We start from the raw sequence: 24,900 nt of genomic DNA, 5'->3' as shown, positions 1-24,900 counted from the left end.
TGGCCGCCGACTTCCTTCAGATTCCGTCTCGCGATGGACACCCTTGTCTTAAGCTATGCACTTGGCACTATTAACCCGTGCTAGGGACTTTCACCCATTAGATTGCGCCCATGCCGGGCGCACAATAGTAAGAGGGTTCTTAATTACCCTCTTACTCAAAATAACCCAAGGGGTAATACAGCAATGATGTCGAAATAAGCATTCACAAATTATAATTCTACATTAATTCCCAACTTCCTCTTATTGTGTCTACAAATCAGTCAAAACTTAATTTTAATAATCCAGAATAGGTAGATATTATACTTGATGTCACAAGATGACTTCTAGTTTTTCTATGAGATCAGACTTCATTACACTGACCAGAAAAATACTAATTTTAAAATTGACATGCTAATAAAAACATGATAAAATTACTCATAAATCGAACGTATGAATTATTTTACTTAATAAATGTCATAATAGTTATAAGGAACTTTGGAGGGAATTTAAAATGAAACCATTAATTGTTACTGATTCTGATTGTGATCTTTCAGCTAAATACATAAAACAGAATAATATTTTTATTATTCCATTTTATTTTAATTTAAAAGGAATAGATTATGAAGACACCCTTACTAAATCAATAGGTTATAAAGAGTTTTTTGATGAACTAAGTAAAGGTGAAATGCCAACCACATCCCAGATTACACCCTACAAATTTGAACAATACTTCAAAAAATATATTTCTCAAGGTTTCTCTATAATATATATAGCTTTTTCATCTGGTCTAAGCGAGACCTACAATAATGCAGTTAGGGCTAGGTCAACTATATTAGAAGAAAACAGTTCTGCAGATATAACTGTTATTGACTCAAGAAGAGCTACAGCTGGACAAGGTTTATTAGTATATTATGCATGTGAAATGTTAAAGCAAGGTAAATCTAAAGAAAATATTATTAACTGGGTTGAAGATAACAAACTCAAGATTAACCTTTGGTTTACTGTGGATAGCCTTGAGCATTTAAAAAGAGGAGGAAGAGTTTCTGCTACGAGTGCCACTTTAGGGACTTTATTAGAAATTAAGCCTATTTTAGACTTTGATAATGCCGGAAAACTAGTTACTGTAAAAAAAGTAAGGGGTAGAAAAAAATCCATTAGAGTCTTATTAGAAGAATTTAAAGACCGTGTTATTAACCCTGAAGAACAAACCATTTTTATTAACCATGGCGATTGTTTAGAAGATGCAGAGCATTTAAAAGATTTAGTAATGAGTCAAGTTAAGGTGAAAAATGTAATAATTAACTATGTTGGTCCAATTATAGGTACTCATACAGGACAAGGTATACTATGTATTGCTTTTATTGGCAAAGTTAGAGAATCTTAAGTTTAATAAGAACCAATGTTTGAATTAAATTGAAGGGAGAAAATAATGACTGATAAAATATCAATAAATCAATCTCAAAAAATATTAGATGCTGCATTTAAATGCATTTCTAAAAATGGCTATGCAAATGTTTCAATGAGAAGTATTGCCGAAGAAGCGAACGTAGTCCTAAGCCAGGTTAACTATTATTATAAGAATAAGGAAGGATTATTTATTGAGGTAATTAGGACCTTATCTAAGCGTTATTTAGTGCAATTTGAGGAATGTTTAAAAATTGGTGATACATCTAAAAAGAGATTATCAAACCTAAGTGATTATTTTCAAAACATGTTAATAAGCACTCCTGAAGTGTTTAAGTTATTATATGACTTAATTGGTATGTCAATTTGGTCAAAACCATTTGGAGATTTACTCAGTAATTTATTTAAGGATTTATCAAGTTTGATAGAACGTTATGTACTCGCTGATAATATTTTTACAAATAAAAGCCTTAAAAATTATTCATCAAGTGCCCTATCAAGGATGATTTTAGGATCAATATTAGGAACCTCAATACAAATCATTTTAGATCCACAGGAAGAAAATATTGCTAAATCCTTAAATATAGTTTCAGAATTACTATGATTTTAAAATAATACCAACCCAATACAGGAATAATTTTACAACTATTTGTGGCTTCTATATTAGGAGAAAGTGACTTGAATTTTTCCTTCTAACATATTCTAGGAAATTGGTCACCTAGTGGTATACTTACTATTCTTGTTCCACCAACTATAGTTTTCAGATAAACCTTATATGGTTTATCATCCACTACCTTTCCTATTATGGATGCATTTATTCCCAGTGGATGGCTTTTTATTTGGCTCAAAACAACCTCAGCATACTCCTCAGGGACAATAAAACAAGCCTTACCTTCGTTTGGTATGTATAATGGATCAAGTCCTAACATTTCACAAATGCCTTGTACTTCTTCTTTTACAACTATTGCAGTTTCTTCTAATATAATAGACACTTTACTCATCTCTGCAATTTCATTAAGTACCGCTGCAAGTCCCCCTCTAGTCGCATCCCTCATAACATGAATATTTGGGCACATATTTATTACACTTTCAACTAAAGAGTTTAAAGCTGCGCAATCACTTTGTAATTTACCTATAAAATTCAAATTATTTCGTTCACACATTATGCTAGTTCCATGGTCCCCTAATGTACCATTTATTATTATTTTGTCTCCCTTTTTAGCATTAGAGGATTTTATGTTAACATTATTAAATACTTCTCCTATGCCAGAAGTATTTATGAATATTCCATCAGCAGCGCCTTTGTCCACAACTTTAGTATCTCCTGTAACTATTTTAACCCCAGCTTGTCTTGCAGTAACTGCCATAGATTTCACTATTTGTTCCAATTTTTTCATCGAAAACCCTTCTTCTATAATAAATGAACAACTTAAATAGAGTGGTTTAGCTCCTGAAACTGCCAAATCATTTATAGTTCCACAAACTGCAAGCTTACCTATATCCCCCCCCCTAAAAAACAGTGGTTTTACCACAAAAGAATCCGTTGTAAAAGCTAACTTTTCACTACCTATATTTAAAATTGCTGAATCATTTAATCCATTTAAAATATCATTATCAAATTCTTTTAAAAATAGATCTCTAATTAATTCATTAGTTGCTCTACCACCGCTACCATGATTCAAATTAATTGTTTTCTCCAAAGCTCTCTCCTACCCTTCACTTATTAAAATAGTTATCAATTTAAAAATAAAAATCAACCTATACTATATTTAAAATGAGCAGCGCAAGTTCCCTCAGACGAAACCATACATGGACCTATTGGGTTTTCTTCTGTACAAATACTCCCAAATAGTTTACAGTCTGAAGGTGTTTTAATGCCCTTTAAAATTTCTCCGCAAATACAACCAGTTTTTTCTTCATAAATTTTTTCTTCTATATTAAAATGCTTTAATGCATCAAATTTTTCATACTTTTCGTTTAATGCATACCCACTACTGGGAATCATTCCAATTCCCCTCCAATTACAGTCTATAACTTTGAAAACTTCATTTATATAATTTAATGCAATTATATTTCCTTCCCTTTTGACAGCTCTTTTATATTCATTAATAACCAAAGCTTTGTTTTTCACAATTAAAAGCAAAAGAGTATTTATACCTTGAAGTAAGTCTAATAATTCAAATCCAGCTATAACTGACGGTATTTTAAAATCATTTTGTAAAAAATTATAGGACTTCTCCCCTATTATCGTACTTACATGCCCTGGTAATAAAAAGCCTTGAATATTGGTTTCCTTATCTTTAAATAGTTCTTTTAGTGCTGAAGTGGTGATTTTATTTGATGTTAAAAAAAATAAATTATTAATATTTTGTTTATAAGCTTCTATAACCGCTACTGCTATAATCGATGTAGTAGGTTCAAAGCCTACAGATAAGAAAACTACTTTTTTAAGGGGATTATCCGCTGCTATTTTCAGTGCATCCATAGGAGAATAAATCATCCTAATATCCCCACCCTGACTTTTCCTTTTTAAAAGTGAACCATTTTCATTGGATGTAACTTTTAACATATCTCCAAAACTTAAGATAATTACATTCTTCACATGTGATATTTCAATAGCGCTTTCTATATAATCTGCTGAAGTAACACATACCGGACATCCTGGCCCTGAAATAATACGAACTCCCTTTGGAAGAAGCTCTGGTATTCCATATTTAAATAATGCCATAGTGTGCGTTCCACATACCTCCATGATATTTATATTTTCTAAAGAAATCCGAGACATTTGCTGGATTAACTTTTTTGCAATGACTTCATTTCTAAATTCATCTATAAATTTCATTGATATAACTCCTCTAAAAGCTTTAAAATTCTGAAAGCTTCCTCTTCATCAATTATATCAATAGCACAGCCTGCATGAACTAATACATATTGTCCTATTTTAACTTCCGGTACTAAATGAATATAGATATCCTTATAAATGTTTCCTACTTTAATAGTAGCTAAAAAATCATTTATTTTAACAACTTCTCCTGGCACAGCAACGCACATAGTTACCTCCTTTTTATGATTCATTTAATTTCTAAAGACTGTTCAATTAATCCACTTGCAATGATTAACTGCCCTAAAGCGAGACCTCCATCATTAGTAGGAATCTTCTTTTGAGTATAGACTTTAAAGTTTTCACTGCTAAGTGTGTGTGTTATTTTTGTTAATAGATAAGTATTTTGAAAAACGCCTCCACTTAAGGCAACCTCATTAATTTTATATCTTTCTCTTATGAGGTTACATATATCTATTGTAATCTCAGCTATTGTATTATGAATTTTTAAGCTTATTAAACCTATATCTACTTTTGAAAATCTATCTTCAAGTATTTCTTTTACTCCTTTAGAAAAGCTTATATGATAGCACTTATTACTCTTTACTATTTCATAGGAATAAGGCGAACCTTCAATATCTAAATCTTGCTGCGAATAAATTTTATTTTCCAGTTCAATAGCCGCTTCTGCTTCATAAGTTATATAATCTCTAACTCCTATGAGGCTTGAAATCCCATCAAAAAACCTTCCCATACTAGATGTCTCTGGGGAGTTTAAATTAGATTTCATTATATTCCAGATAACTTCAGCCTTTTCACCATATAGTTCACTACCTATGTTTAGGGCATCTTTTTCACTATAAACACCATTTTCATAAGCTTTAAAAATATAAGCCATAGCCATTCTAAAAGGTTCTTTTATGGCTTTTTCTCCCCCAGGCATTTTCACATATTCTAAATGAGCAAACCTTTCAAAGCCTAATAAATCACATATTAAAAACTCGCCTCCCCAAATTTTGTCATCTGTTCCAAACCCAGTTCCATCAAAAGCAATACCTATTACTTTATTTCTAATATTATTCTCAGCCATACAACTTGCAATATGAGCATGATGATGTTGTATTTTAATTACTTTTATATTTTGCTCTTCTATATAAATATTTGTATAATAATCTGGGTGGAGATCACAAGCTACATATTTTGGAAAAAATTTAAATATACTTTTAAAATGTTCTATATTTTCAACATAACGCTTATAATTTTCTAACGTACTTAAATCTCCGTTATGTTGGCTTAAAAATAAATGATTTTCTTTTGATATACAAAAGGTGTTTTTCATACTAGATCCACATGCTAAAATAGAGTGGTTCACATTTCCCCTTATAGATTCTGGTACATATCCCCTAGCTCTTCTTAACATATATTCCTCATTTTCTATAACTTTTACAATGGAATCATCTACAGCAATATGTATGTCCCTATTATTCATTAAAAAATAATCTGTCACATTTGATAGATTATCAATCGCTTCTATATTTTTGTGCTCTAATGGCAATCCATGAGCATTTCCACTTGTCATTATTAAAACTTCTAACCCTTCTTCAAATAAAAGTTCCTGAAGTGGTGTGTATGGAAGCATAACACCTAAGGTGTTTTGAAAAGGAGCTATGATATCAGGTAGTGACCTATTTATATCATAACTATTTTTTTTATTTAAAATAACAATAGGCTTTTTGTTTCCCGTAAGTATCTCTTCTTCTCTTTTATCTACATGACAATATTTCTTTACTATATTTATATTTTTCATCATTACTGCAAAAGGCTGGTCGGGTCTGTGTTTTCTATCTCTTAATTTTTTAATTACATCATAATTAAACGCATCACAAGCTAAGTGAAATCCACCTATACCTTTAATACATAAAATTTTTCCCTCTAAAATTTTTTCTACCGTAACTTCAATAACACTATCCGAATAAATTTTTTCGCCTAAATTGTTTGTTAAAAATATTTGAGGACCACAGTTAATGCAAGAATTAGGCTCTGCATGAAATCTTCTATCCATAATATTTAAATACTCATCTTCGCACTTACTGCACATATTAAATACACTCATAGTAGTATTTTTTCTATCATAAGGAAGGTTTTTTATTATTGAAAATCTGGGACCACAATTTGTACAATTGGCAAAGGCATATTTGTATTTTTCACTTTTAATATTCCTTATATCATCAATGCATTTAGAACAAATTGCCACATCTGGCGATATTAACGTAAAATTATTTTCATCTTCAATACTACTTTCAATTGAAAAAGTGGAGTAATTTACTACCTTTTTCTCAGTTATATTTATTTCATATATTTTAGCTAAAGGTGGTAATTTTATAGATATATCTCTAATGAAATTACTAATGTTTTCTTTATGACCTTCTACATCAATATATACTCCTTCAGAATTATTATTAACGAAACCACTTAATTTGAATTCTAAAGCTAATTTATAAATAAAAGGTCTAAACCCAACCCCTTGCACTATACCTTTCACTACTATAAAATATCTTTTCATATTATATCTGCTCCCACTTTGGTTTTTTTATTTATATATAATAAATTAGTATTTTTACCATATACATTTAATATATATATTTTAAAATGTATATTTATGCTTAATATATTTAATCTATGGAGTTTATATGAAAATTAAAAAAGGAGGAAGATATATTTTGTTCATTAGAGAAATCATAGATGAAGCTCTAAAAAAAATTCATGAAAATAGTGCTAATAAAATAAATTTTATATGGCTTGAAGCAACTGGATGTTCTGGAGATATAATTTCTTTTCTAAACACCTATGAGCCAGATATGCTTTATTTTCTAAAAGAAATGGTTAATTTAAGATTTTGTCCCTCTATAATGTTTCCTCAGGGTTCAAGGGCTTTTGAAGAATTTTTAGACACTTTAGATACAGACTTTATTCTTGGAGTAGAAGGTGCTGTATCAAGTATTAATGATGGTGCTTATACCATAGTTGCTTCATATAATGGGAAAAATATATCTGCCGCAGAGGCTATTTCCTTAGCATCACCTTTTGCAAAGCATATCATTTCTATAGGAACATGTGCCGCATTTGGAGGTATTTCTGCAGCTAAGCCTAATCCATCTCAGTGCACAAGCCTCGAAACGTATCTGGGTAAAAAAACTATAAATGTTCCTGGTTGTCCTGTTAATCCACTTTGGCTTATGGGAACAATCGCAAGTTTAATTTTATATAATAATGTTGAATTAGATGAAAAAGGAAGACCACTAATGTTTTTCAAAGATACAAATCATACTAATTGTCAGCGGCGGTCATATTTTGATAATAATATTTTTGCTGAAAAACTTGGGGACCCAGAATGCATGTTTAAGTTAGGTTGTAGAGGTCCTATTACAAAAGCTTATTGTCCTCTTGGAAAATGGAATTCTAATCACAGCTGGCCTGTCGAAGCAAATACTCCCTGTATTGGTTGCGCTAGTGAATTTTTTCCTGATGGAACTGAACCTTTTGTTAGATATTAATTTTTGCGAGGTGAATACACATTGTCAGTTAAGATCATTATAGATCCCATAACAAGAATAAGTGGTCATTTAAGTATAGAAGTTACTATTGAAAAAAATATAATAACAAATGCCAAAAGTAGTGGTGTACTTTTCAGAGGATTTGAAGCTATGTTAAAATCTCGTCCTCCTCTTGATAGCATATATTTCACCGAAAGAATATGTGGTATTTGCTCTACATCCCATGCTATTGTAGCTAGTCTCGCACTAGAAGATGCACTAAAAATAACACCTAAAACTAACGACGTTAGTGTTAGAAATTTTATGCACGGTTGTGACTTTTTGCAAAATGCCATAAGACAAATTTGTCTTTATGTCTTCCCTGATTTTGTAAATCTAAATCCATCTGAAACCTCTTTAAACTCAGGCTTTAGACTTGACAAGAAAAACACAGCAAAACTTAGAGAAGATTATATTAATGCACTTAAATTCAGCCGTATAACTCACGATATGTTAGCAATTTTAGGTGGTAAAGCACCTCATACTCATGGTGTTTTTGTTGGTGGCACTACTGCAAATATAACAGCATCCACAATAATAAGACTTAAATCCATGCTTCTTAGCGTATATGAGTTTATCTCAAGGGACATGACTAACGCTATATATATTATTGCAAAATATTACAATGAATATTTTAAAATTGGCAAAGGAACTGATAACCTTTTAACTTTTGGCCTATTTAGTGATTTACAAGATAAAGACTTAGTATATGTAAGTCCTGCTGCATCTATTAATGGGGTGAAATCAAATCTAGATATGACTAAAATATCAGAAAGTGTGTATTCATCTTGGTATAGTGATGGAAAAGTAGATTTAAATAAACCTAATGCCTATACCTTTATAAAAGCTCCAAGATATGAAGGCGCAGTTGTTCAGGTAGGCCCTATAGCTCGCATGATTTTGTCGGGTAATTATGAAAATAAAATATCTACTATGGATAGATTAATTACTCGTGTACTAGAAGCAAAAATAATTAGTGAAACTATGCTTAAACTTTTAGATTCTATACTTCCTATTAATACATCTCAAGAGCAATATATCGTACCTGAAACTGCAAAGGGCATAGGCGCTGTAGATGCCACTCGTGGTGCTTTAGCTCACTTTGTTTCAATAGAAAATAGTGTTATAGAAAACTATGATATAATAACCCCTTCTGCTTGGAACCTATCTCCAATAGATGAACACGCTAAGCCAGGTGCCTTAGAAAATGCGCTAATTGGTACTCATATAGAAGATATGAAAAATCCAGTTGAAATTGGACGTATAGTACGTTCCTTCGATCCTTGTGTATCTTGTGCTACCCATGTAGTTACAGAACATAATGAACCTTTTTATATGGAGATAATATAAGTTATGCATGAACTATCAATAATGGAAAATACTATGAAAATAGTTTTAGAAAAAGCTAATGAAAATAATTTAAAAACAATAACAAAAGTCACCTTAAAAATAGGTGAACTCTGTGGTGTTATGGATGATTCACTGAATTTTGCTTTTGAGATATGTACTAAAGATACTTTGGCTTTTGGCTCTCAGCTTTGCATTGATAAAATAAAGGCTGTAGCATTTTGTGAGTGTTGCTTTATTAATTATAAAATAGATCATTATCATAAGCTATGCCCAAGTTGCCAAAAACCATCATTTAAAATTATAAATGGGTATGAAATGTATATAGATTCAATTGAAGGAGATTAATATTATGAGTGAAATAAAAGTATTCGTGGATATGTTAAATACTAACGACGAAATAGCATTAGAAAATAAAGAACAATTTGATTCTTTAAATACATTTGTTATTAACTTAATGAGTTCTCCTGGCTCTGGTAAAACTTCAATCCTTGAAAGATTAATACAAAAGCTTAAACCTAATTTAAATATAGCAGTGATAGAAGGCGATATTTATACTACAAAAGATGCTGACAGAATTGAAGCACAAGGTGTACCAGTAGTTCAAATTAACACTGCAGGTGCTTGCCATTTAGATGGAAATATGATTAATAGAGCCTTACTTAATTTTGATTTAAGAAAACTCGACCTTATAATAATTGAAAATGTAGGAAACTTAGTATGCCCTGCTGAATTTTCCGTAGGAGAAGATATAAAACTTTGCGTTCTTAGTGTTACAGAAGGTAATGATAAACCTTTAAAATACCCCTTAATGTTTGAAAAAAGTAGTGCAGTGATTTTAAATAAAACAGATTTAATCCCTTACACTAATTTTAATAAATCTGAATTTTATGTTGATATTAAAAGTGTTAATCCGCGTATTGAAATTTTTGAAACCTCCTGTACTAAGAATGAGGGCATAGATGATTTAAGTAAATATATTATTGACAAAGTGAATCACAAAAAAACTAATCACATAAATAATTATGAGTAAAAAAGTTATAGCCCTAGGTAATAGACTGATGATGGATGATAAAATTGCATTATTAGTCTCAGAAAACTTACTAAAGATGTTTACGGATAATAATATTGAAGTAATTATTGGTGAAACAGATGTTGACTATTGTTTATCTAAATTAAATTGTGAAGATGAGTTTTATATTATTGATTCCACTTGTTTTGGAAATGTAACCGGAACAATAACAAAAAGACCTTTAAGTGATATAAAAAAACCTTATAAATACCAAAAACAAACACATTCACTGAATTTGTTAGATTTAATTAACATCTATGATATTAATGTTAAAGGTTATTTTATTGGAATTGAAATACAATCAATAAAAATGAGTTATGATATAAGCATTGAACTAAAGAAAAATTTCCAGTCTATCTGTAGTGAAATACTTAAAATCATAGTATAAATAATGATTAAAAAAACTCATTCAAATGCTCGCTAGCATTACCCTGGTAAATGTCATCCTATACATTCCCAAGCAGGCAGCCATTAAATAATGAAAATATAAATCACAGCAAAAGGTGACAGACCAGAAGTTATACCAGAAGGTTCAACTAACTTAGCATTACTTGGACAATTCTGTGAAATAGCAGATGATGTAGTATTTACAATGATTATTCTGTAAGAGGTGCACAAACTGCTGTTTATAAATTCCTAAATCTTAATAAAAAGGTTACCCCTATTTATAAAGGACAGCATGATGCTCGTGTACTAATTAATTATGCTGTTACAATGCTTAATGATGATAACCTACGTGAAGAAATAGGTGCGCTTAAAGCTATGCTATTGAACTAATCTAATTGGGAGGTCTTTAAACCTCCCTAAAAACAAAGCTGGAGCACCGTTTATATTTATATCCAAATAAGACACCAAGCAAAAATACTAAAAGTTACTATAATATATTATAGTAACTTTTAGTATTTTTTATAAAACAGAAATTTAACTTACATTAGCAATTTCTTCAGGTTCTTCTTTTGATCTGTCATGTACATTCCAAGTTAGAGATAGTAATATAGTAGCAATTATTGAAGAAGCTATAAGAAGCTTGAAGCCTCCAGCCCAATTGTATTTATCTACCACAATTCCCATTACCACTTCAGCTGAAACTTGTCCAATAACATATCCAAATAGTCCCGTAAAACCAGCAGCAGTTCCACTAGCTTTTTTAGGAACTAAATCTAAGGCACTTACTCCAATAAGCATAACAGGTCCATATATTAAAGAACCTACCAAAGCCAAGGTGATGTATATTGCTAAAACACTTGTACTTTGCCAATAAACAAATACACCAATTGAGACACCTATCATACAAGCTACACCTACGGGTGCACGACGACCATGGAATACTTTATCACTGATCCATCCTATTAGTATAGTTCCTGGAATTGCAGCATATTCAAATAAAGCAAATCCAAGTGAAGATTGTTGAATACTAAAACCTTTAACAGTATTTAAATATACTGGAGCCCAATCTTCAATTCCATATCTTACCATATACACAAACCCATTTGCAAGAGCAATAGACCATAGAAACTTATTATTAAGTACATATTTAAATAGTATTTCTTTTCCAGTCATTTCTCGTTCCCTATTATCTACTTTTACAGGAGGGTAGTCATTTTTATATTCTTCTATAGGAGGCAATCCTACAGATTGAGGTGTATCTTTTGCAAAAACCATATATAATACTCCGGTTATAATTGCAATTATAGCTGGTAAAATAAAAATTCCTTTCCAGCCTCCGAAAATCTGAACACCCATAATAGCAATGACAGCTATAAATCCACCACCCACATTATGTGCGGTATTCCAAATAGCCATTTTAACACCACGTTCTTTATCTGAGAACCAATGTGTCATGATTCTTCCACATGGTGGCCACCCCATACCTTGAACCCAGCCATTCACAAGCATCAATATAAACATCATTGTAACACTTGTTGTAAGTGGGAAAAATAGATTTATAATACCAGACAAAATTAGTCCAATACCTAAAAAATACCTTGCATTTGACCTATCTGATAAGTTTCCCATAACAAATTTACTAACACCATAAGCTAATCCAAGAGCAGAAGCAACTATACCAAGTTGTGTTTTGGTAAAACCTTCTTGAATGAAATATACCTTAGCTAGTGAAAAATTACTCCTAACAAAGTAGTAAACTGCATAACCAAGATATATGCTTAGGAATACTTGTAGACGATATTTTTTATAAGCTGAATCAATTTTATCTTTTGGTAATCTTTTAATAGGCGGAGCTGGTTTTAAAAAGTTGAATAAACTTCCCATTTCTTTCATCGACCTTTCATATAACTTATTTTATTCATAAATTTATGGACTGATCTTTTCAATAGCATCTAGCATCTCTTCTTTATCTATAGCTGCTTTTTTAAAATCATATTTTTCGCTAGCTAAAAGATCATTTAATTTTTGTCCTCCCTCAGAAATAGAAACATCTTCCCTTGTAGACATAGCCATTGAAAAATTTTTTAGAGCATCACCAGCTTCTGAAGTTAAGCAATAGTCTATAAAAGCATTTGCAGCCTTAGAGTCTGGTCCATTTTTAATTTTAGAAACTGCACAAAGGGTCCATCCCACATCTTTAGGAATTTTAGATTGTATATTAAATCCAGATTTTTTAACGATAAGCTGTTGGTTTATAAAATTAACAGCAATTAAATATTCACCAATTCCTACCTTCTCTGCTGGTGTAAGACCATTTACAGTAACTTGTGCTACATTATGATTAAGTTTGCCTAGATATTCTAAGGCCTTTTGCTTTCCCATAGATTGTACAAGATAAGAGACAAAAGTGTATCCAGTGCCTGAGGTTCTAGGGTCTGGAATAATAATCTCCCCTTTAAAAGCAGGGTTTAACAAATCTTCAAAGCTTTCTGGCTGCTTTATTCCCTTTGGTTTAAACTCCGCGTCCCATCGTTCTTTATTGATACCGATAGATAAGGCTTCTATGTAAAGTCCTGTCCAATAACCATCTTTATCTTTATATCTTTCAGAAATGGAACTAGCATTTTTAGAAATATACTTCTCAGTTATGCCTTCTTTTTTCATGAATTCATGAGCATCTACTGTGCCTCCTAAAAAAACATCTGCTTTAGGATCTGCTTTCTCCTCCACAGCCCGAGCTAAAGCTTCTCCAGTAGGAAATCTCAAAAATGAATACTCACAGCCAGTTTTTTGTTTAAATCCTTCTAGTAAAGGTTTAGCCTCATCTTCATGAAACGCTACATAAACTAAAAGTTTTTTACCTTGCAAGTTAGGATAGGCACTTTGCCTTCTATTGCATGCAGTTAACAATGTAAAGCAGAAGAAGAGTAGAATAAATATAGTAAATTTATAAGCTTTCATTAAGATACCTCCAAAGGAATGAAATATGAAAATCAAATGCCATTTATACATATGTCTTTACAAACCTCTACTAAGTTTCCTTTCATATAAATTGCATTTACTACCTCATTGCTAAAATCTTGAATAACAATATATCCATTTTCATAAACATCAATGTTAATAATTGCATATGCATTTTCCTTGGTGTTTGGAATAAAATTACTTTCTTTTTCTAAATAGGTTTTTATGTGGTATAATACTTTTCCCTTTGTGTTAATTGCTTGTTCTAGGGCTTTATTATCCTGAATTTTAGAACATTTTAGTATCTTATTACGAATAGAAGTTTTATCATCAAGACCGCATTTTTGTATATTATTATTGTCTACTACGGTAACCTTATTTCGTTCATTAATTAGATTGCTGAGATTTTCAGGACAACATAAATTTTCATTCAGATAATTTTTAAGCTGATCTACATAAGGCTTATCTTTAGGATTCCCATATATAATAGAACTGATTTTTAAATAACTCCCTAAACTAAAAGTAGCTTTTTTACCGTTCAAATAATAAATAGTACCACTGATCTCATCAGAAGTGTAAGTATTTTGGTTCTCTTGAAGGGGACTACTCTTAGACATTTGGTCTACAATATTCCATATATTCCGAATAACCTTACTCTCAGAAATAACTGCTTTTCCCCAATGATTACTATAAACTTCTAATTTTACAGGTGTTGAGTTACTTACAGCTTCTAGAACTTGTTCTCTATCTTGAATAAGTACTAAATGATTATAAATTTTTTCATATTGCCAAAATATTATGATTCCTAGTGAAAGCATAAAAACAAAATAAATGATAATTAGCTTTTTATATTTTCTTAAAATATTTATTTTTCTCTTCCTCCTTATGGTATCAAAAAACGTTTTCAGAATTACATCAGAATTGCATCAACTTTGTAACAATTCAAAATATAATTCTACCTTTGTCCCCTTGTCACTGCTTATAAAAATATCGCCATGTTCTTTTTTCATAATTCCCTTGCAAATGGAAAGTCCTAGTCCCATACCACCGCATTGATTTTGTAAAGTTTTGTTTGCAGTATAAAAAGGCTCAAAAACCTTTTTTAAATGTTCCTCAGATATGCCTTTACCATTATCCGAAATAGAAACAGTAAAAAACTCTAACCTTGGAAGCATTTTAATAACAATGGAAGTACACTCGCTATACTTAATGGCATTGTCAATTATATTTAAAAATACTTGTTCTGTTCTTTGTCCATCTATCAAAAGAAAATGGTCAAATAACAGTGTTTCAATTGAAATGTTATATTTCTCTAATCTTGGTTTCAAAACTAGCAGACTTTCCTCTATTACAACTTTAAGGTTTGTTTGCTTTACTTCCATTTGAAAATCTTCCTTATTTAATTTAGAAAGGTTTAACAATTCTTCAACAAGACGAAGCAAGCGATGCCCACCTTTTTCGATATAATCGCAACATTGAGTTTTATCTTCTTCAGTCTTTACTCTAGGAAGTAAGTCTGCATATCCAATAATGGAGGTTATGGGGGTTTTTAATTCATGGGTAACATTATCCAAAAACCTTTTTTGATTTGCTTTTTCATCTTCTAATTTCAAAATAGAACTCTTGATATTAGTAGACATAATATTAAAGGACAGGGCTAGGTCTGCTATCTCATCCCTAGTATCAATTTCTATAAAATTTGTAAAATCTCCATTTGCAACCTTTTGAGAAGCTATTTTTAAAGATACAAGAGGACTAACAATTTTTCTTGAAAATATGTTACTTAAAAAAATAGAAAAAAACAGTGCTAGTCCACCTAAAAGTAACATAGTTATACTGGTATTTTTAACTAGGACAATTTCTTTATCTAGTGAATAAATATATCGAAAGCAACCAATGGTTTCCTCTTCTAAATAAAGAGGGCTGGAAAATAAAATGTATTGCTTGTTATCAATTTTTTTTATAATATAGGATTTGGTTCCTGAAAGTGCATGAACCACATCATTATTCTCTAAAATTATAGGGTACTCTTCAGAATCCCCTACTAATCCATCCTTGTTATATAGTTGAATTCTAAATTTATAATGATCAGATAAATTTGTAGCAATAAAAGGGCTCATATTTTTAAAAAGCACAGAAAAACCTATGTTTTTTTCACCCTCTAAATAGGTAATGATATTTAATTGACTGTTATAACTCTCCTGTTTTAACATTGTAATTGAATTATTTAGTATATTTTTATAAAGGCTACCAATGGTAATGAAACATACAATAAGCAATGCTGGAAGTAACACGGCTATATTCATAATTACGATTTTATTTTTTATGCCAATTTTCATTTCATACCTCTAATCTATATCCAGCACCATAAATAGTTTGAATAGCATTCCCATGAATTTTAAGTTTTTTACGAATTCGTTCTATATGAATATCAACAGCTCTAGTGTTGCCCTCATAATCATAGCCCCAAAGCTTTTCTAATAACTCTGTTCTAGTAAAAACCTTATTAATATTTTTCATTAAAAGACTGAGAGTTTCAAATTCACGAAATGTAAATTGCACTTCTTCAGAATCTATAAAAACCTTTCTCTCAGCTTTTAGTAGCCTTATGAATCCTTTTTCTATTTTGTTTTCAGAATTTTCATTAAGAAGCTTAAATTGATTGATTCTCCTTGAAATTGCACGTATACGTAGTATAATTTCCCGACTATCAAAGGGTTTTGTAATATAATCATCTGCACCAAGTTGTAACCCTAGGAGTTTATCATTTAATTGACCCTTTGCAGTAAGAAGGATAATAGGGATTTTGCTATTAATCTGTTTCATCCTTTTCATAACCTCATACCCATTTAAATCAGGAAGCATTAAATCAAGCAAAACTAAGTCTGGCTTTTTATCTTGAAAGGCCATGATTCCAATATTACCAGTAGCACTAGTTACTACCTCAAATCCTTCAAGTTCTAAGTTCATACGGACTAAATTCAAAATACTTTCTTCGTCGTCTACTAATAAAATTTTCATTTTATAACCGCCCCTTCTTATCTCTAATGAATAATAAACAAAAACATTTAAATAACTTATGAGGTTTTATATTTACTATATATTATACGCAAAAATGTAGAATTTTCAAAGTACTTGACGAAAATTACATAATTATAGAAATTAAAAAGCACTTAAGATAAAAATCTTAAGTGCTAATTTCCCCCAATTCGAGAGATTTAAAAATGAATAAGGATCAAACTGCAAACAGTTTATTCCTGCCAATAAGCCAAAAATTCATCCCTGATATTATCTAATAAATATAATTTGTCCTCTGGTATATTTACATTAACAGTGTATCTTGCAAAACCATATGGCTTGATATAAGAATAGGTGAAGCCTAATGCTTTGTTTGTTCCATCATAATGAACTACCCTTAATTTAGATCCCCATCCTTTCCAAGCACTCAGAATACCCTGTGCATAAATTCCTGATGTAGAAATATATACATAGCTTTTTTTCCAGTCCGAAACTTTTATATTAAAGTTTTTATCTTTTATTTTCGTGGACATACACATCTTAAAAAACAAGATGTTAAGTGCAATTACAACAATCGAAATAATAAAACCTACACCAATACTTTCAGATGCAACCCCCACAGTTAATGCTACAATAATTATCACAAGAGAAAATACAGGAATGGCCATAACAAATAGCCCTTTATTTTCTTCTTTTATTTCTTTTATATTATTAATTGTGTCTCTTTCTGTGTACTGCCATGCTGCAATAATATCACTGCCATTAAGCATTTTTGCCATACAGTTTGCTCTATCCACAAATAGAAAGAAAATTGTAAAACTAGATAAAGAAGAAAAAATTCCTAAAAATGCCAGACCATAATAGCCAATGTTCATGGCTATTATGGTTATTATAATTGAAATTGCAAGGATTATTAGGCAGGTAACTATACCTTTAAATTGTGTATTCTTCATTTTTATTTTCTCCTCTTATTTCCTAAACTGTACAGTAGGCGCTGATCTTTCTGATACATCTATTTGGAAGAAAGGCAGCTCCCTAGAACCAAAAATAGCTGCAAAAATATTATTTGGAAAAGAAATAACAAATTGATTAAACATTAATACAGTATCATTATAAAATTGTCTATACATGGCTATCTTTTGCTCCAGCTCCCTAAGCTGTGATTGTAAATCCAAAAACCCTTGGTTAGCTTTTAAATCAGGATACTGCTCGGATATTGCAAAAAGTCGTCCTAGTACTCCTGTAATGGCATCAGAGGATTCCATTACTTCATTGGTAGACTGAGCATTTAAATACATATTTCTAGCCTTAGTAATATTAATCAAAGTTTCTTGTTCATGAGTAGCATATGCTCCCACAGTTTCGACTAAATTAGGTATTAAATCTGACCTCATTTTTAATTGAACATTTATTTGCCCCCAGCTATTATCTACCCTTACTTTTTTCTTGATCATCTTGTTATAAAAGAAAATAAGCCTAATTCCAAATAAAATAAGAACAGCCACAATTCCAACAATATAGTTCATAACAACCCCTCCATACTAATTTTTTTCTCCATAAAAACTAGTGGTTATAGCAAATAGGTTTCTACCGTTCATAGCATAATTATATTTATATTTACCTTTAATCATTGTTTTACCGTTATTTGTGGATGAGGTAACTTGTATTGAGAAAGTATCATCTTTCGAACCAACAATTTCTCCATCTGTTATTATCAATTTCATTACCATAATACTTTCAGTGCCCGAAGCATTTGTTGAGTCGTCTATTACAAAGGGTTCCCCTTTCATTTTTAAAGTCAGCACATCTCCTTCAATAAGCATTGTACATGGAAAAACTATACCAGCTTTAGAATAGGCATTATCAATTGCTTCTTGTAGTAAATATCCATCAGCACCTATATTTGTTACACTCTCAGTTATACATTTCCCAGTATAATTGCCAGCTAAGCTATCTGCTAAGTCAATACTATCTATTTGCTTTCCTATATCGTCAAGTCCTTTGTCTATTTCTTTATTCATTTTGTCAATTTCCTGTCCTAGCTTCTCTTCCTTTTCCTTATCACTTATAGCTGGATCCCAGAGCCATGGATGAGCTGCTAGATCTGTTACCTTGTTATCTATATAACCATTAATAAACTCATCTATAAGTTTAACTGCTGAATCATCTGTATTTGAACCTACCTTATTTGCATAATCTCTAAATCCAGAAAGGCTATCCTTCCAGTTCTTTGTGAATATGCCTGATACTTCTTTAGTAAAGGTTTCATCCAACTTATCTATCATATTTCCTGCCACTTCTTTTGACTTTTTAAGTATTGCCATTGTTCCTTTTATTGCAGTTTCTTTATAGTTTAAAGAACCAAGCTTAGGCAAACTTATATCTTTGATTGCCTTTATTGCATCAATTACTCCCTTGGCATGTAATTTTGGACTGGCAATGATTTCGCCCATTTTAGAAATTACGGCACCTCCTGTTCTTGTAGCGGAGAAAATATTGCTAGTGCCTCCTACCATTGAGGTAGCAACTTCCAAACAGCCCTTTGCTATATCAGAATCTTTTGCATCTGGGTCTAATATTCTTGCAATGCCCTGCCCAAATTGGGTAAAGGACTCTGCTGCAAGATTACCCATACTGCTTGCAACCTGAGATATTGTATCCTCTGGAAGCCCTAATTCATCCTCCCAAAATGCACCGATATTGTACCACCCCTCTCCTGCAAGCTTTTGCGAGGCATCAAAACCATTTACTACAGTTTTAAAAACCTCTTCACCACCTTTACCTTCTGCTTTTCTTTTCTGTGTAAGCGCATAACGATCTTGCATATCTCTATAGGCATCTTCATAACGCTCTTGGATATCTTTATATACACCTTCTTTTCCGTTTCTTAGTCTAGGCGTAATTATTCCAATCACAATTCTTTCCCCATCAAAGATTGCTTCATCTAGATTTTCAATGCCTTCTTGAACACCTTTTCGCAATTCTTTGGTTGTTCTTACTGCCGTTTCCCAATAGCTTTCATCTTTATACTTTTCTTCATAGGATGTGCGCTGCTTATCCATATAATCTTGCCCACTCTTTTGAAGCATCTGCACATTGTAACCTGCTCCATAACTGTATTTATCGGAAGAAGCTTTAACAACTACTGGCTTAAGGAAAGAAAAAAATGATTCGGTTTGCTGGAAGCTTATATCCAAGTTTAATTTGTTTACATAAGCCTCAAGTTCCGTACTCATAGATATCATTTTTTCGTATTCACCAATCATAAGCTCGGTAAGCTCAACGAATTCTGAGTCAACTAGATCCGAATCTCTAAGTTTCTCTACATCTTTTTTAGTCTGCTCCATGTTATTTTTCATATATTCAATATTACTAAGCGTTAATAAAGCATTTGCAGCATCTAGCGACATTACCATTTCATTCACTGTATCTACACCAGCCATTAGGTTTGCGCCATACCTATCTGCATTACTAGTTTGATAGGTATCTTTAAGATCTTTTGATAGTGTTTGAATGGTTGTATTGGAGTCTTCTTTAAAAGTCTCATAAAGATTTACAGAAAAAACAATCTGTAATTGATAGGCTTCAGTAACCTTTTCACAGGCTGTCATTGCAGAAGTCACTCTTGCAAATGCTATATCACTGTCATATAGTGCTTCCTCAGTTTTGTTAATTTTAAGTCCGTAGTATCTTAACTCTTGAAGTTCAAAGAAAGCCGCTAATTCTTCAAGCTTTTTTAAAACTTTACTATTTTCTATATAACGAGTACCGTGTACCTTATCAATCTCTTTTAGTAAAGTATAGATTTCAATGGTAGTGTTATATATCTCTTGCTTCATACTACTGTAGCTATCCATCATTTCATCCGTTACTTTTAATATTTCGTCTATCTTATTCATAACATTCTTATTATGATTTACACCAACTTCAGATGGCAATTTAAGCTTAGGGACATAAAAAGGACTTGCTGTATATATAGTCTCTAAGCTAGGTCTATCAGTAATATTTAGGGGATCATTAGTATTTCTTTTTACTGCGCCTCCTATATCTGAAAGAGTATTAATTAACAACAGCAAAACTATAGTTAGTGCTGTTACTGAAAAGCCAATAGCTATACTTCTTCTAGAATGCTTTTTAGTTTGATTTATAGCTCTTTTATCCTTTACTTCTCCATAGGGTGAATCCATTTCCCATTTTGCCTGTTTTGGCTCTTTTATATTTACCTGAACAATGGGTTTTTGTTCTTCAATATTAATATGAGTTATTGGTTTGAGTTCTTCAGCATTAATTAGACTCGCTTGTGTAGTTCTGTTTATTGGGTGGTTACAATGGCTACAGCTAGTTTCATTATCTTGTAGTTTAGTGCCACAATATTCACAAAACATATTTTCCCTCCATTACAGTATCGTTTTATTAAACACTATTCTTTTAGTAAACACCACGCTTCTAGTCAACTCCTCCGCTAGAACCACCTGATCCACTTCCTGAATCACTGCCACCTGAAGAGAATCCTCCACCATCTCCCTTTGATGCCCTTGAAGCAATATTAATAGAATCTCTCATTGCCTCAGATATACCATTTCCAATATCGACTAAATATTGATATGAGTTTTGATAATTACCACTATTTATTAAATAAAATAACCTTGTATTATTAGAAGCATTAATAAGCTCCGGGTATTTAGCATAAAGTTGTTTTAAAAGCTTCTGGGAGGCCCCAAGAACAGTTGCATATACTAAATACTTTTCCCACATAAACAGTTCTGGTAATTCTTTTTTGTCAAAGGTTGTAAAGTCACCTAAAAATACTTTAAATGCCTTCCAAAGTGCAAATTGATCTTCTCCCTTTTGGGTAAGAAGAGGTTTTACTTTTCCTCCAAAGATAGCAACTATCATAAAACCTGCAAAACCTGCTATAGATACATAAAAAATTGTTGACGATGCAAAAAAATCTATTTTGTTCATCAGAACCATTGGTAAAATCATTATAATTATATATAGTATAAAATAGCAGATAGTACTTTTAGGAAGCACATTTCTCTTTGTTTCAAAATACCCCCTTTTATTTACAAGATTTTGAACACTTTTATTAAAGTCTATATAAAAGTTATATGCTTCTTTTGCTGTTTTCTTATTTGAACAGAATTTTTTAATATCACTTAATGATACTTTACCCGTTCCTCCACCAATTTTTATGAAGAGGAAATTTAATAAAGCTTTTTCATGACTAGGTAAATCATTCCAATTATCCCATATATTAATAAATTTTGTGTCTTTTTTATTGCCAAAAACTCCATTTTTCTCTTTAACCTCTCCATTGATTACCCCTTTATTAATTAAATCTAATAAAGTTGCAGAAATTTGAACGGACGAATTACACTTTTGAGTATAATGATTCATCAAATAGTCAAGTTCTGCTGGATATATGGTTGAAGGCAAATCTCTATAGTAATCAGGTATAAGCTCTGGTTTAAGCCTTTTCATTTTAGATTTATATTTTATTATTGAAATTATAGGAAGGAGAAGAAAAATTATTGAAATTAATATGGTGATAATGTTAACAACACCATTTTTCAGTTTTGATTTATCATCTTGCTGAGCTGCCTTATTTTCCATTTCATAAAGATAATTATAGTTATCAACACTTATTTTCTTATCTGTTGGTGGCATTACCTCTACAGGCATTAAAAATCTTGCTTCCACATATTCATTAGGTGGAACATTTTTCATAGATAGCTCTACCGTTGTATCATTTTTAAAGCTAATATTGCCACCAGTAGGTCCATGAGCCCATATCTTTGTGTTATCTCTATTAGCACCCTCTGGTAGATTTACTAAAACTGCTAGGTTTTTTATTTTATATACATTATCACTGCTTACATATTTTTGAAAATAATCAACACAATCGTTATAAAGCTTTGTCGTATTATACACCCTATACTGAACCTTGAAGGTTTTAGATTCCTTTTTCTCCACATTATAGTACCATTCAATTCTTGTTTTGGTTCCAGTTGTTTGTACAGCAAAATAGCCCTTTGGTCTATTATTATCAAAAGCCTTCAGTTGTTTATAAGGTGTATCTTCTTCAAATACAGCTACTCCATCCACAGAGCCTTCAACCTCTATGTAGCCTCTGCTAAAATCACCTTTGATAAATGCATACTCCCTATATTCATCAACTATAGAGCTACCATCTGGAAGAATCTTTACTTCATAGTTCAATTGCTGAAGAATAGATTTTTTTCCATCAGAAGATAAGATACCCTTTTGATTCTCATATATTCCAGTTCCTATTAAAAACAAAACAAATGCTAAAGTTATTGTTATGATAATTTTCTTAAACATCCTACACCACCTTTCTTTATTTTATTCGCTCTTGTGCAATAGGCAGGTTATTATATTTATATGCTTATTTGTGCCATTAATATTCCGAATATGGCCCCACTATACATACCGAAATATTGATAAAACACTTAGAAAAACCCCCGGAGGTGTTATACTCCAGGGGTAAATTCAAGTCAATGCTAAATTTTAAATCTACTTATTAGCTTTTCAAGGTTATATGATATATCTCGAAGTTCTTCACTAGTAGTAGATATGCTCACCATACTTTCAAGTTGTTCATCCATAGATGCTGAAACCTCTTCTGTCGCGGCGGCAGATTCTTCTGATATTGCTGAAATAGATTCAAATGCTAGTACAATTTTACTCTTATCTGCATCTACCTTTGAAATATTCTCGGTTAATTCACTGATTCTAACTAAAGTATTATCAATAGAGTTTTCTATAATAGCAAAGGAATTGTCTGTTTCCTTTAAAGCCTCTTCTACTTCTTCAACTATATGGTTTCCAATATTCATGCTACTATTTGCTTTGTCAATTTCTTTTTGAATTTCTTCAATTACATCACCTATTTCCTTGGTGGAAACAGCGGTTTGTTCTGCAAGTTTTCTTATTTCATCTGCTACTACAGCAAATCCTCTTCCGGATTCACCAGCTCTAGCTGCTTCTATAGCTGCATTTAATGCCAAAAGATTTGTTTGTGCTGCTATAGCTTGAATAGAACTTACAATTTTGCCAATGGAGGTTGATTTGGTTGAAAGAATATCAATATTTCTAGAGACTTCCTGTGAAGCTGAATTACTTTTTTCAAGTTTCATTTTTAATACCTTAAAAGTATTCTTACTACTTTGATTTACTGTTTTAACTTCCTCCGATAAAATTTTTACTTGTGATGAACTTGCTACAGAGATATCTATTTCATCTGCTAAGCTAGATAAATTTTCGGCTATTTCTTGAGAATCACTTGCTTGTGATACAGAACCTTTAGCTAGCTCCTCTACAGTTTGAGTAACAGCTTTAATTGAAATAACAGTCTCCACCGTAACTTTAGACAATTGATCCGTAAATTTTGCTATTCCATCTGAATCACTTTTAATTAGTGTCGTAATATTTCTAAGGTCTTTTCTTAAATTAGTTACAGCTCTTCCTATCTGTCCAGTTTCATCCTTATAACCATTAATTTGCTTAGATAATTCTTCATCTATAACTAAATCAAGATTTGCAGTTTTATCTACAAGTTCTGTAATAAGTAAAATGGGTTTAGTTATCCTTTTACTAAAAAACCATGCAATAGCTGCTGAAATAATTATTAGAAATATATTAATACCGATAAGTGAAATTAAACTTGCAGTAAATTTTTTATTAAGCTCAGTCTGTTTTGCAACTACCACATTATCAATATCGTTTACATAATTACCTGTACCAATAATCCATTTAAAAGGTTTAAATTCTAAGCTATAGCCTCTTTTAGGAAGAGGTATAGTTTCACCCTTTTTAGGAAACCAATAATCAGTAAATTCGCCATCTTCTTTCATACCATTTGCAATAATATCCTTTATCAAAAATTTACCCTTTGCATCCACAGCATTAAACCTATTAGTTCCTTCTGTGACTGTACCATTTAAAACAACATTAATACCTTCTTCCGTATCTGCCCAAAAATATCCGTCCTTACCGTATTTCAATCCTCTTAATTGATCTGCACCAATCTTTTTAGCTTGTTCAAGGGTAATTTCGTTTTTCTCAAGCCTTTTATTTATACCTTCAAGCATTGAAACTGCATTTTGAACTTGATATTTAATTTGGGAATCAAAGCTATCTCTCATAGTTTTTTCTAAACTTGATACCATAGACTTATTTGTATTGAAATTTTGTACAATTACATATGTTCCTATGCTTAATGATGTAAAAACCACAATAGACACAGCCATTAATATTATCTTCGTACTAATTTTTTTCATAATAAGCCCCCTATA

22 protein-coding genes are annotated in these 24,900 nt (G+C 31.4%); 8 read left to right on the top strand and 14 right to left on the bottom strand.

What is annotated here, in order from left to right:
* Positions 1 to 490: 490 nt before the first annotated feature.
* Together ACREVU_RS14880 and ACREVU_RS14875 are read left to right on the top strand one after the other, a co-directional pair.
* Positions 491 to 1,363 (top strand): DegV family protein, encoded by an 873-nt coding sequence (locus ACREVU_RS14880; protein WP_431552389.1) that lies wholly within the window; start codon positions 491 to 493, stop codon positions 1,361 to 1,363.
* Between the two features lie 45 nt (positions 1,364 to 1,408).
* The gene (locus ACREVU_RS14875) at positions 1,409 to 1,987 is read left to right on the top strand and encodes a TetR/AcrR family transcriptional regulator (protein WP_431552388.1); all 579 of its coding nucleotides are present in this window, start codon (positions 1,409 to 1,411) and stop codon (positions 1,985 to 1,987) included.
* Positions 1,988 to 2,075: 88 nt separating this feature from the next.
* Here ACREVU_RS14875 and hypE read toward each other — a convergent pair whose 3' ends face one another.
* From hypE to hypF, 4 genes are read right to left on the bottom strand one after another with little or no spacing between them, the layout of a single operon-like run.
* Entirely contained in the window at positions 2,076 to 3,083 is a 1,008-nt protein-coding gene (gene hypE / locus ACREVU_RS14870) for a hydrogenase expression/formation protein HypE (protein ID WP_431552387.1), read from the bottom strand.
* Positions 3,084 to 3,136: 53 nt separating this feature from the next.
* Entirely contained in the window at positions 3,137 to 4,225 is a 1,089-nt protein-coding gene (hypD, locus tag ACREVU_RS14865) for a hydrogenase formation protein HypD (RefSeq protein ID WP_431552386.1), read from the bottom strand.
* The gene (locus ACREVU_RS14860; protein ID WP_431552385.1) at positions 4,222 to 4,434 is read right to left on the bottom strand and encodes a HypC/HybG/HupF family hydrogenase formation chaperone; all 213 of its coding nucleotides are present in this window, start codon (positions 4,432 to 4,434) and stop codon (positions 4,222 to 4,224) included. The genes hypD and ACREVU_RS14860 overlap by 4 nt, the downstream gene beginning before the upstream one ends.
* A gap of 20 nt (positions 4,435 to 4,454) precedes the next feature.
* Positions 4,455 to 6,767, bottom strand: coding sequence for a carbamoyltransferase HypF (hypF, locus tag ACREVU_RS14855; RefSeq protein ID WP_431552384.1), 2,313 nt, complete (start codon positions 6,765 to 6,767; stop codon positions 4,455 to 4,457).
* A gap of 127 nt (positions 6,768 to 6,894) precedes the next feature.
* Here hypF and ACREVU_RS14850 point away from each other — a divergent pair, with 127 nt between their 5' ends.
* From ACREVU_RS14850 to ACREVU_RS14825, 6 genes are all read left to right on the top strand, one after another.
* A complete protein-coding gene (locus tag ACREVU_RS14850) occupies positions 6,895 to 7,758 on the top strand; it encodes a hydrogenase small subunit (RefSeq protein ID WP_431552383.1) in 864 nt (287 codons plus the stop codon).
* Positions 7,759 to 7,779: 21 nt separating this feature from the next.
* Positions 7,780 to 9,147: a nickel-dependent hydrogenase large subunit gene (locus tag ACREVU_RS14845; protein ID WP_431552382.1), complete on the top strand. Its 1,368-nt coding sequence runs from the start codon at positions 7,780 to 7,782 to the stop codon at positions 9,145 to 9,147.
* 3 nt (positions 9,148 to 9,150) lie between these two features.
* A complete protein-coding gene (hypA, locus tag ACREVU_RS14840) occupies positions 9,151 to 9,492 on the top strand; it encodes a hydrogenase maturation nickel metallochaperone HypA (protein WP_431552381.1) in 342 nt (113 codons plus the stop codon).
* A 4-nt stretch (positions 9,493 to 9,496) separates the two neighbouring features.
* Positions 9,497 to 10,177, top strand: coding sequence for a hydrogenase nickel incorporation protein HypB (hypB, locus tag ACREVU_RS14835; protein ID WP_431552380.1), 681 nt, complete (start codon positions 9,497 to 9,499; stop codon positions 10,175 to 10,177).
* A complete protein-coding gene (locus tag ACREVU_RS14830; protein WP_431552379.1) occupies positions 10,170 to 10,604 on the top strand; it encodes a hydrogenase maturation protease in 435 nt (144 codons plus the stop codon). Before hypB ends, ACREVU_RS14830 begins: the two co-directional genes overlap by 8 nt.
* A 102-nt stretch (positions 10,605 to 10,706) precedes the next feature.
* On the top strand, positions 10,707 to 10,823 hold the full coding sequence (locus ACREVU_RS14825) for an oleate hydratase (RefSeq protein WP_431552393.1): 117 nt from the start codon (positions 10,707 to 10,709) through the stop codon (positions 10,821 to 10,823).
* A 314-nt stretch (positions 10,824 to 11,137) separates the two neighbouring features.
* On the opposite strand, the gene ACREVU_RS14820 is transcribed toward ACREVU_RS14825, so the two are convergent.
* The 10 genes from ACREVU_RS14820 to ACREVU_RS14775 form a co-directional block, all read right to left on the bottom strand.
* A complete protein-coding gene (locus ACREVU_RS14820) occupies positions 11,138 to 12,487 on the bottom strand; it encodes an MFS transporter (protein ID WP_431552392.1) in 1,350 nt (449 codons plus the stop codon).
* 42 nt (positions 12,488 to 12,529) lie between these two features.
* On the bottom strand, positions 12,530 to 13,564 hold the full coding sequence (locus ACREVU_RS14815; protein ID WP_431552378.1) for an ABC transporter substrate-binding protein: 1,035 nt from the start codon (positions 13,562 to 13,564) through the stop codon (positions 12,530 to 12,532).
* Between the two features lie 32 nt (positions 13,565 to 13,596).
* Complete coding sequence (locus tag ACREVU_RS14810; RefSeq protein ID WP_431552377.1) at positions 13,597 to 14,382, bottom strand: DUF3919 family protein; 786 nt, start codon at positions 14,380 to 14,382, stop codon at positions 13,597 to 13,599.
* A gap of 108 nt (positions 14,383 to 14,490) precedes the next feature.
* Complete coding sequence (locus ACREVU_RS14805) at positions 14,491 to 15,903, bottom strand: sensor histidine kinase (protein ID WP_431552376.1); 1,413 nt, start codon at positions 15,901 to 15,903, stop codon at positions 14,491 to 14,493.
* A gap of 1 nt (position 15,904) precedes the next feature.
* Complete coding sequence (locus ACREVU_RS14800; RefSeq protein ID WP_431552375.1) at positions 15,905 to 16,585, bottom strand: response regulator transcription factor; 681 nt, start codon at positions 16,583 to 16,585, stop codon at positions 15,905 to 15,907.
* A 230-nt stretch (positions 16,586 to 16,815) separates the two neighbouring features.
* Positions 16,816 to 17,535 (bottom strand): hypothetical protein, encoded by a 720-nt coding sequence (locus ACREVU_RS14795; protein WP_431552374.1) that lies wholly within the window; start codon positions 17,533 to 17,535, stop codon positions 16,816 to 16,818.
* Positions 17,536 to 17,550: 15 nt separating this feature from the next.
* On the bottom strand, positions 17,551 to 18,108 hold the full coding sequence (locus tag ACREVU_RS14790) for a LemA family protein (RefSeq protein WP_431552373.1): 558 nt from the start codon (positions 18,106 to 18,108) through the stop codon (positions 17,551 to 17,553).
* A 15-nt stretch (positions 18,109 to 18,123) separates the two neighbouring features.
* Entirely contained in the window at positions 18,124 to 20,967 is a 2,844-nt protein-coding gene (locus tag ACREVU_RS14785; protein ID WP_431552372.1) for a hypothetical protein, read from the bottom strand.
* Positions 20,968 to 21,028: 61 nt separating this feature from the next.
* Positions 21,029 to 22,927, bottom strand: coding sequence for a DUF2207 family protein (locus ACREVU_RS14780; protein WP_431552371.1), 1,899 nt, complete (start codon positions 22,925 to 22,927; stop codon positions 21,029 to 21,031).
* A gap of 179 nt (positions 22,928 to 23,106) precedes the next feature.
* Complete coding sequence (locus ACREVU_RS14775; protein WP_431552370.1) at positions 23,107 to 24,885, bottom strand: methyl-accepting chemotaxis protein; 1,779 nt, start codon at positions 24,883 to 24,885, stop codon at positions 23,107 to 23,109.
* Positions 24,886 to 24,900: the final 15 nt, after the last annotated feature.

The organism is Clostridium sp., from assembly GCF_050717535.1.
GTDB lineage: Bacteria > Bacillota > Clostridia > Clostridiales > Clostridiaceae > Clostridium_AD.
This window is presented reverse-complemented; position numbering and strand designations above follow the sequence as displayed.

Coding starts and splice junctions, on each gene's coding strand:
- hypA (WP_431552381.1), top strand. CDS start 9,151: ATGCATGAACTATCAATAATGGAAAATACTATGAAAATAGTTTTAGAA.
- ACREVU_RS14875 (WP_431552388.1), top strand. CDS start 1,409: ATGACTGATAAAATATCAATAAATCAATCTCAAAAAATATTAGATGCT.
- ACREVU_RS14880 (WP_431552389.1), top strand. CDS start 491: ATGAAACCATTAATTGTTACTGATTCTGATTGTGATCTTTCAGCTAAA.
- ACREVU_RS14820 (WP_431552392.1), bottom strand. CDS start 12,487: ATGGGAAGTTTATTCAACTTTTTAAAACCAGCTCCGCCTATTAAAAGA.
- ACREVU_RS14805 (WP_431552376.1), bottom strand. CDS start 15,903: ATGAAAATTGGCATAAAAAATAAAATCGTAATTATGAATATAGCCGTG.
- ACREVU_RS14775 (WP_431552370.1), bottom strand. CDS start 24,885: ATGAAAAAAATTAGTACGAAGATAATATTAATGGCTGTGTCTATTGTG.
- ACREVU_RS14785 (WP_431552372.1), bottom strand. CDS start 20,967: ATGTTTTGTGAATATTGTGGCACTAAACTACAAGATAATGAAACTAGC.
- ACREVU_RS14795 (WP_431552374.1), bottom strand. CDS start 17,535: ATGAAGAATACACAATTTAAAGGTATAGTTACCTGCCTAATAATCCTT.
- ACREVU_RS14815 (WP_431552378.1), bottom strand. CDS start 13,564: ATGAAAGCTTATAAATTTACTATATTTATTCTACTCTTCTTCTGCTTT.
- hypF (WP_431552384.1), bottom strand. CDS start 6,767: ATGAAAAGATATTTTATAGTAGTGAAAGGTATAGTGCAAGGGGTTGGG.
- ACREVU_RS14850 (WP_431552383.1), top strand. CDS start 6,895: ATGAAAATTAAAAAAGGAGGAAGATATATTTTGTTCATTAGAGAAATC.
- ACREVU_RS14810 (WP_431552377.1), bottom strand. CDS start 14,382: ATGCTTTCACTAGGAATCATAATATTTTGGCAATATGAAAAAATTTAT.
- ACREVU_RS14860 (WP_431552385.1), bottom strand. CDS start 4,434: ATGTGCGTTGCTGTGCCAGGAGAAGTTGTTAAAATAAATGATTTTTTA.
- ACREVU_RS14790 (WP_431552373.1), bottom strand. CDS start 18,108: ATGAACTATATTGTTGGAATTGTGGCTGTTCTTATTTTATTTGGAATT.
- hypD (WP_431552386.1), bottom strand. CDS start 4,225: ATGAAATTTATAGATGAATTTAGAAATGAAGTCATTGCAAAAAAGTTA.
- ACREVU_RS14800 (WP_431552375.1), bottom strand. CDS start 16,585: ATGAAAATTTTATTAGTAGACGACGAAGAAAGTATTTTGAATTTAGTC.
- hypB (WP_431552380.1), top strand. CDS start 9,497: ATGAGTGAAATAAAAGTATTCGTGGATATGTTAAATACTAACGACGAA.
- ACREVU_RS14780 (WP_431552371.1), bottom strand. CDS start 22,927: ATGTTTAAGAAAATTATCATAACAATAACTTTAGCATTTGTTTTGTTT.
- ACREVU_RS14830 (WP_431552379.1), top strand. CDS start 10,170: ATGAGTAAAAAAGTTATAGCCCTAGGTAATAGACTGATGATGGATGAT.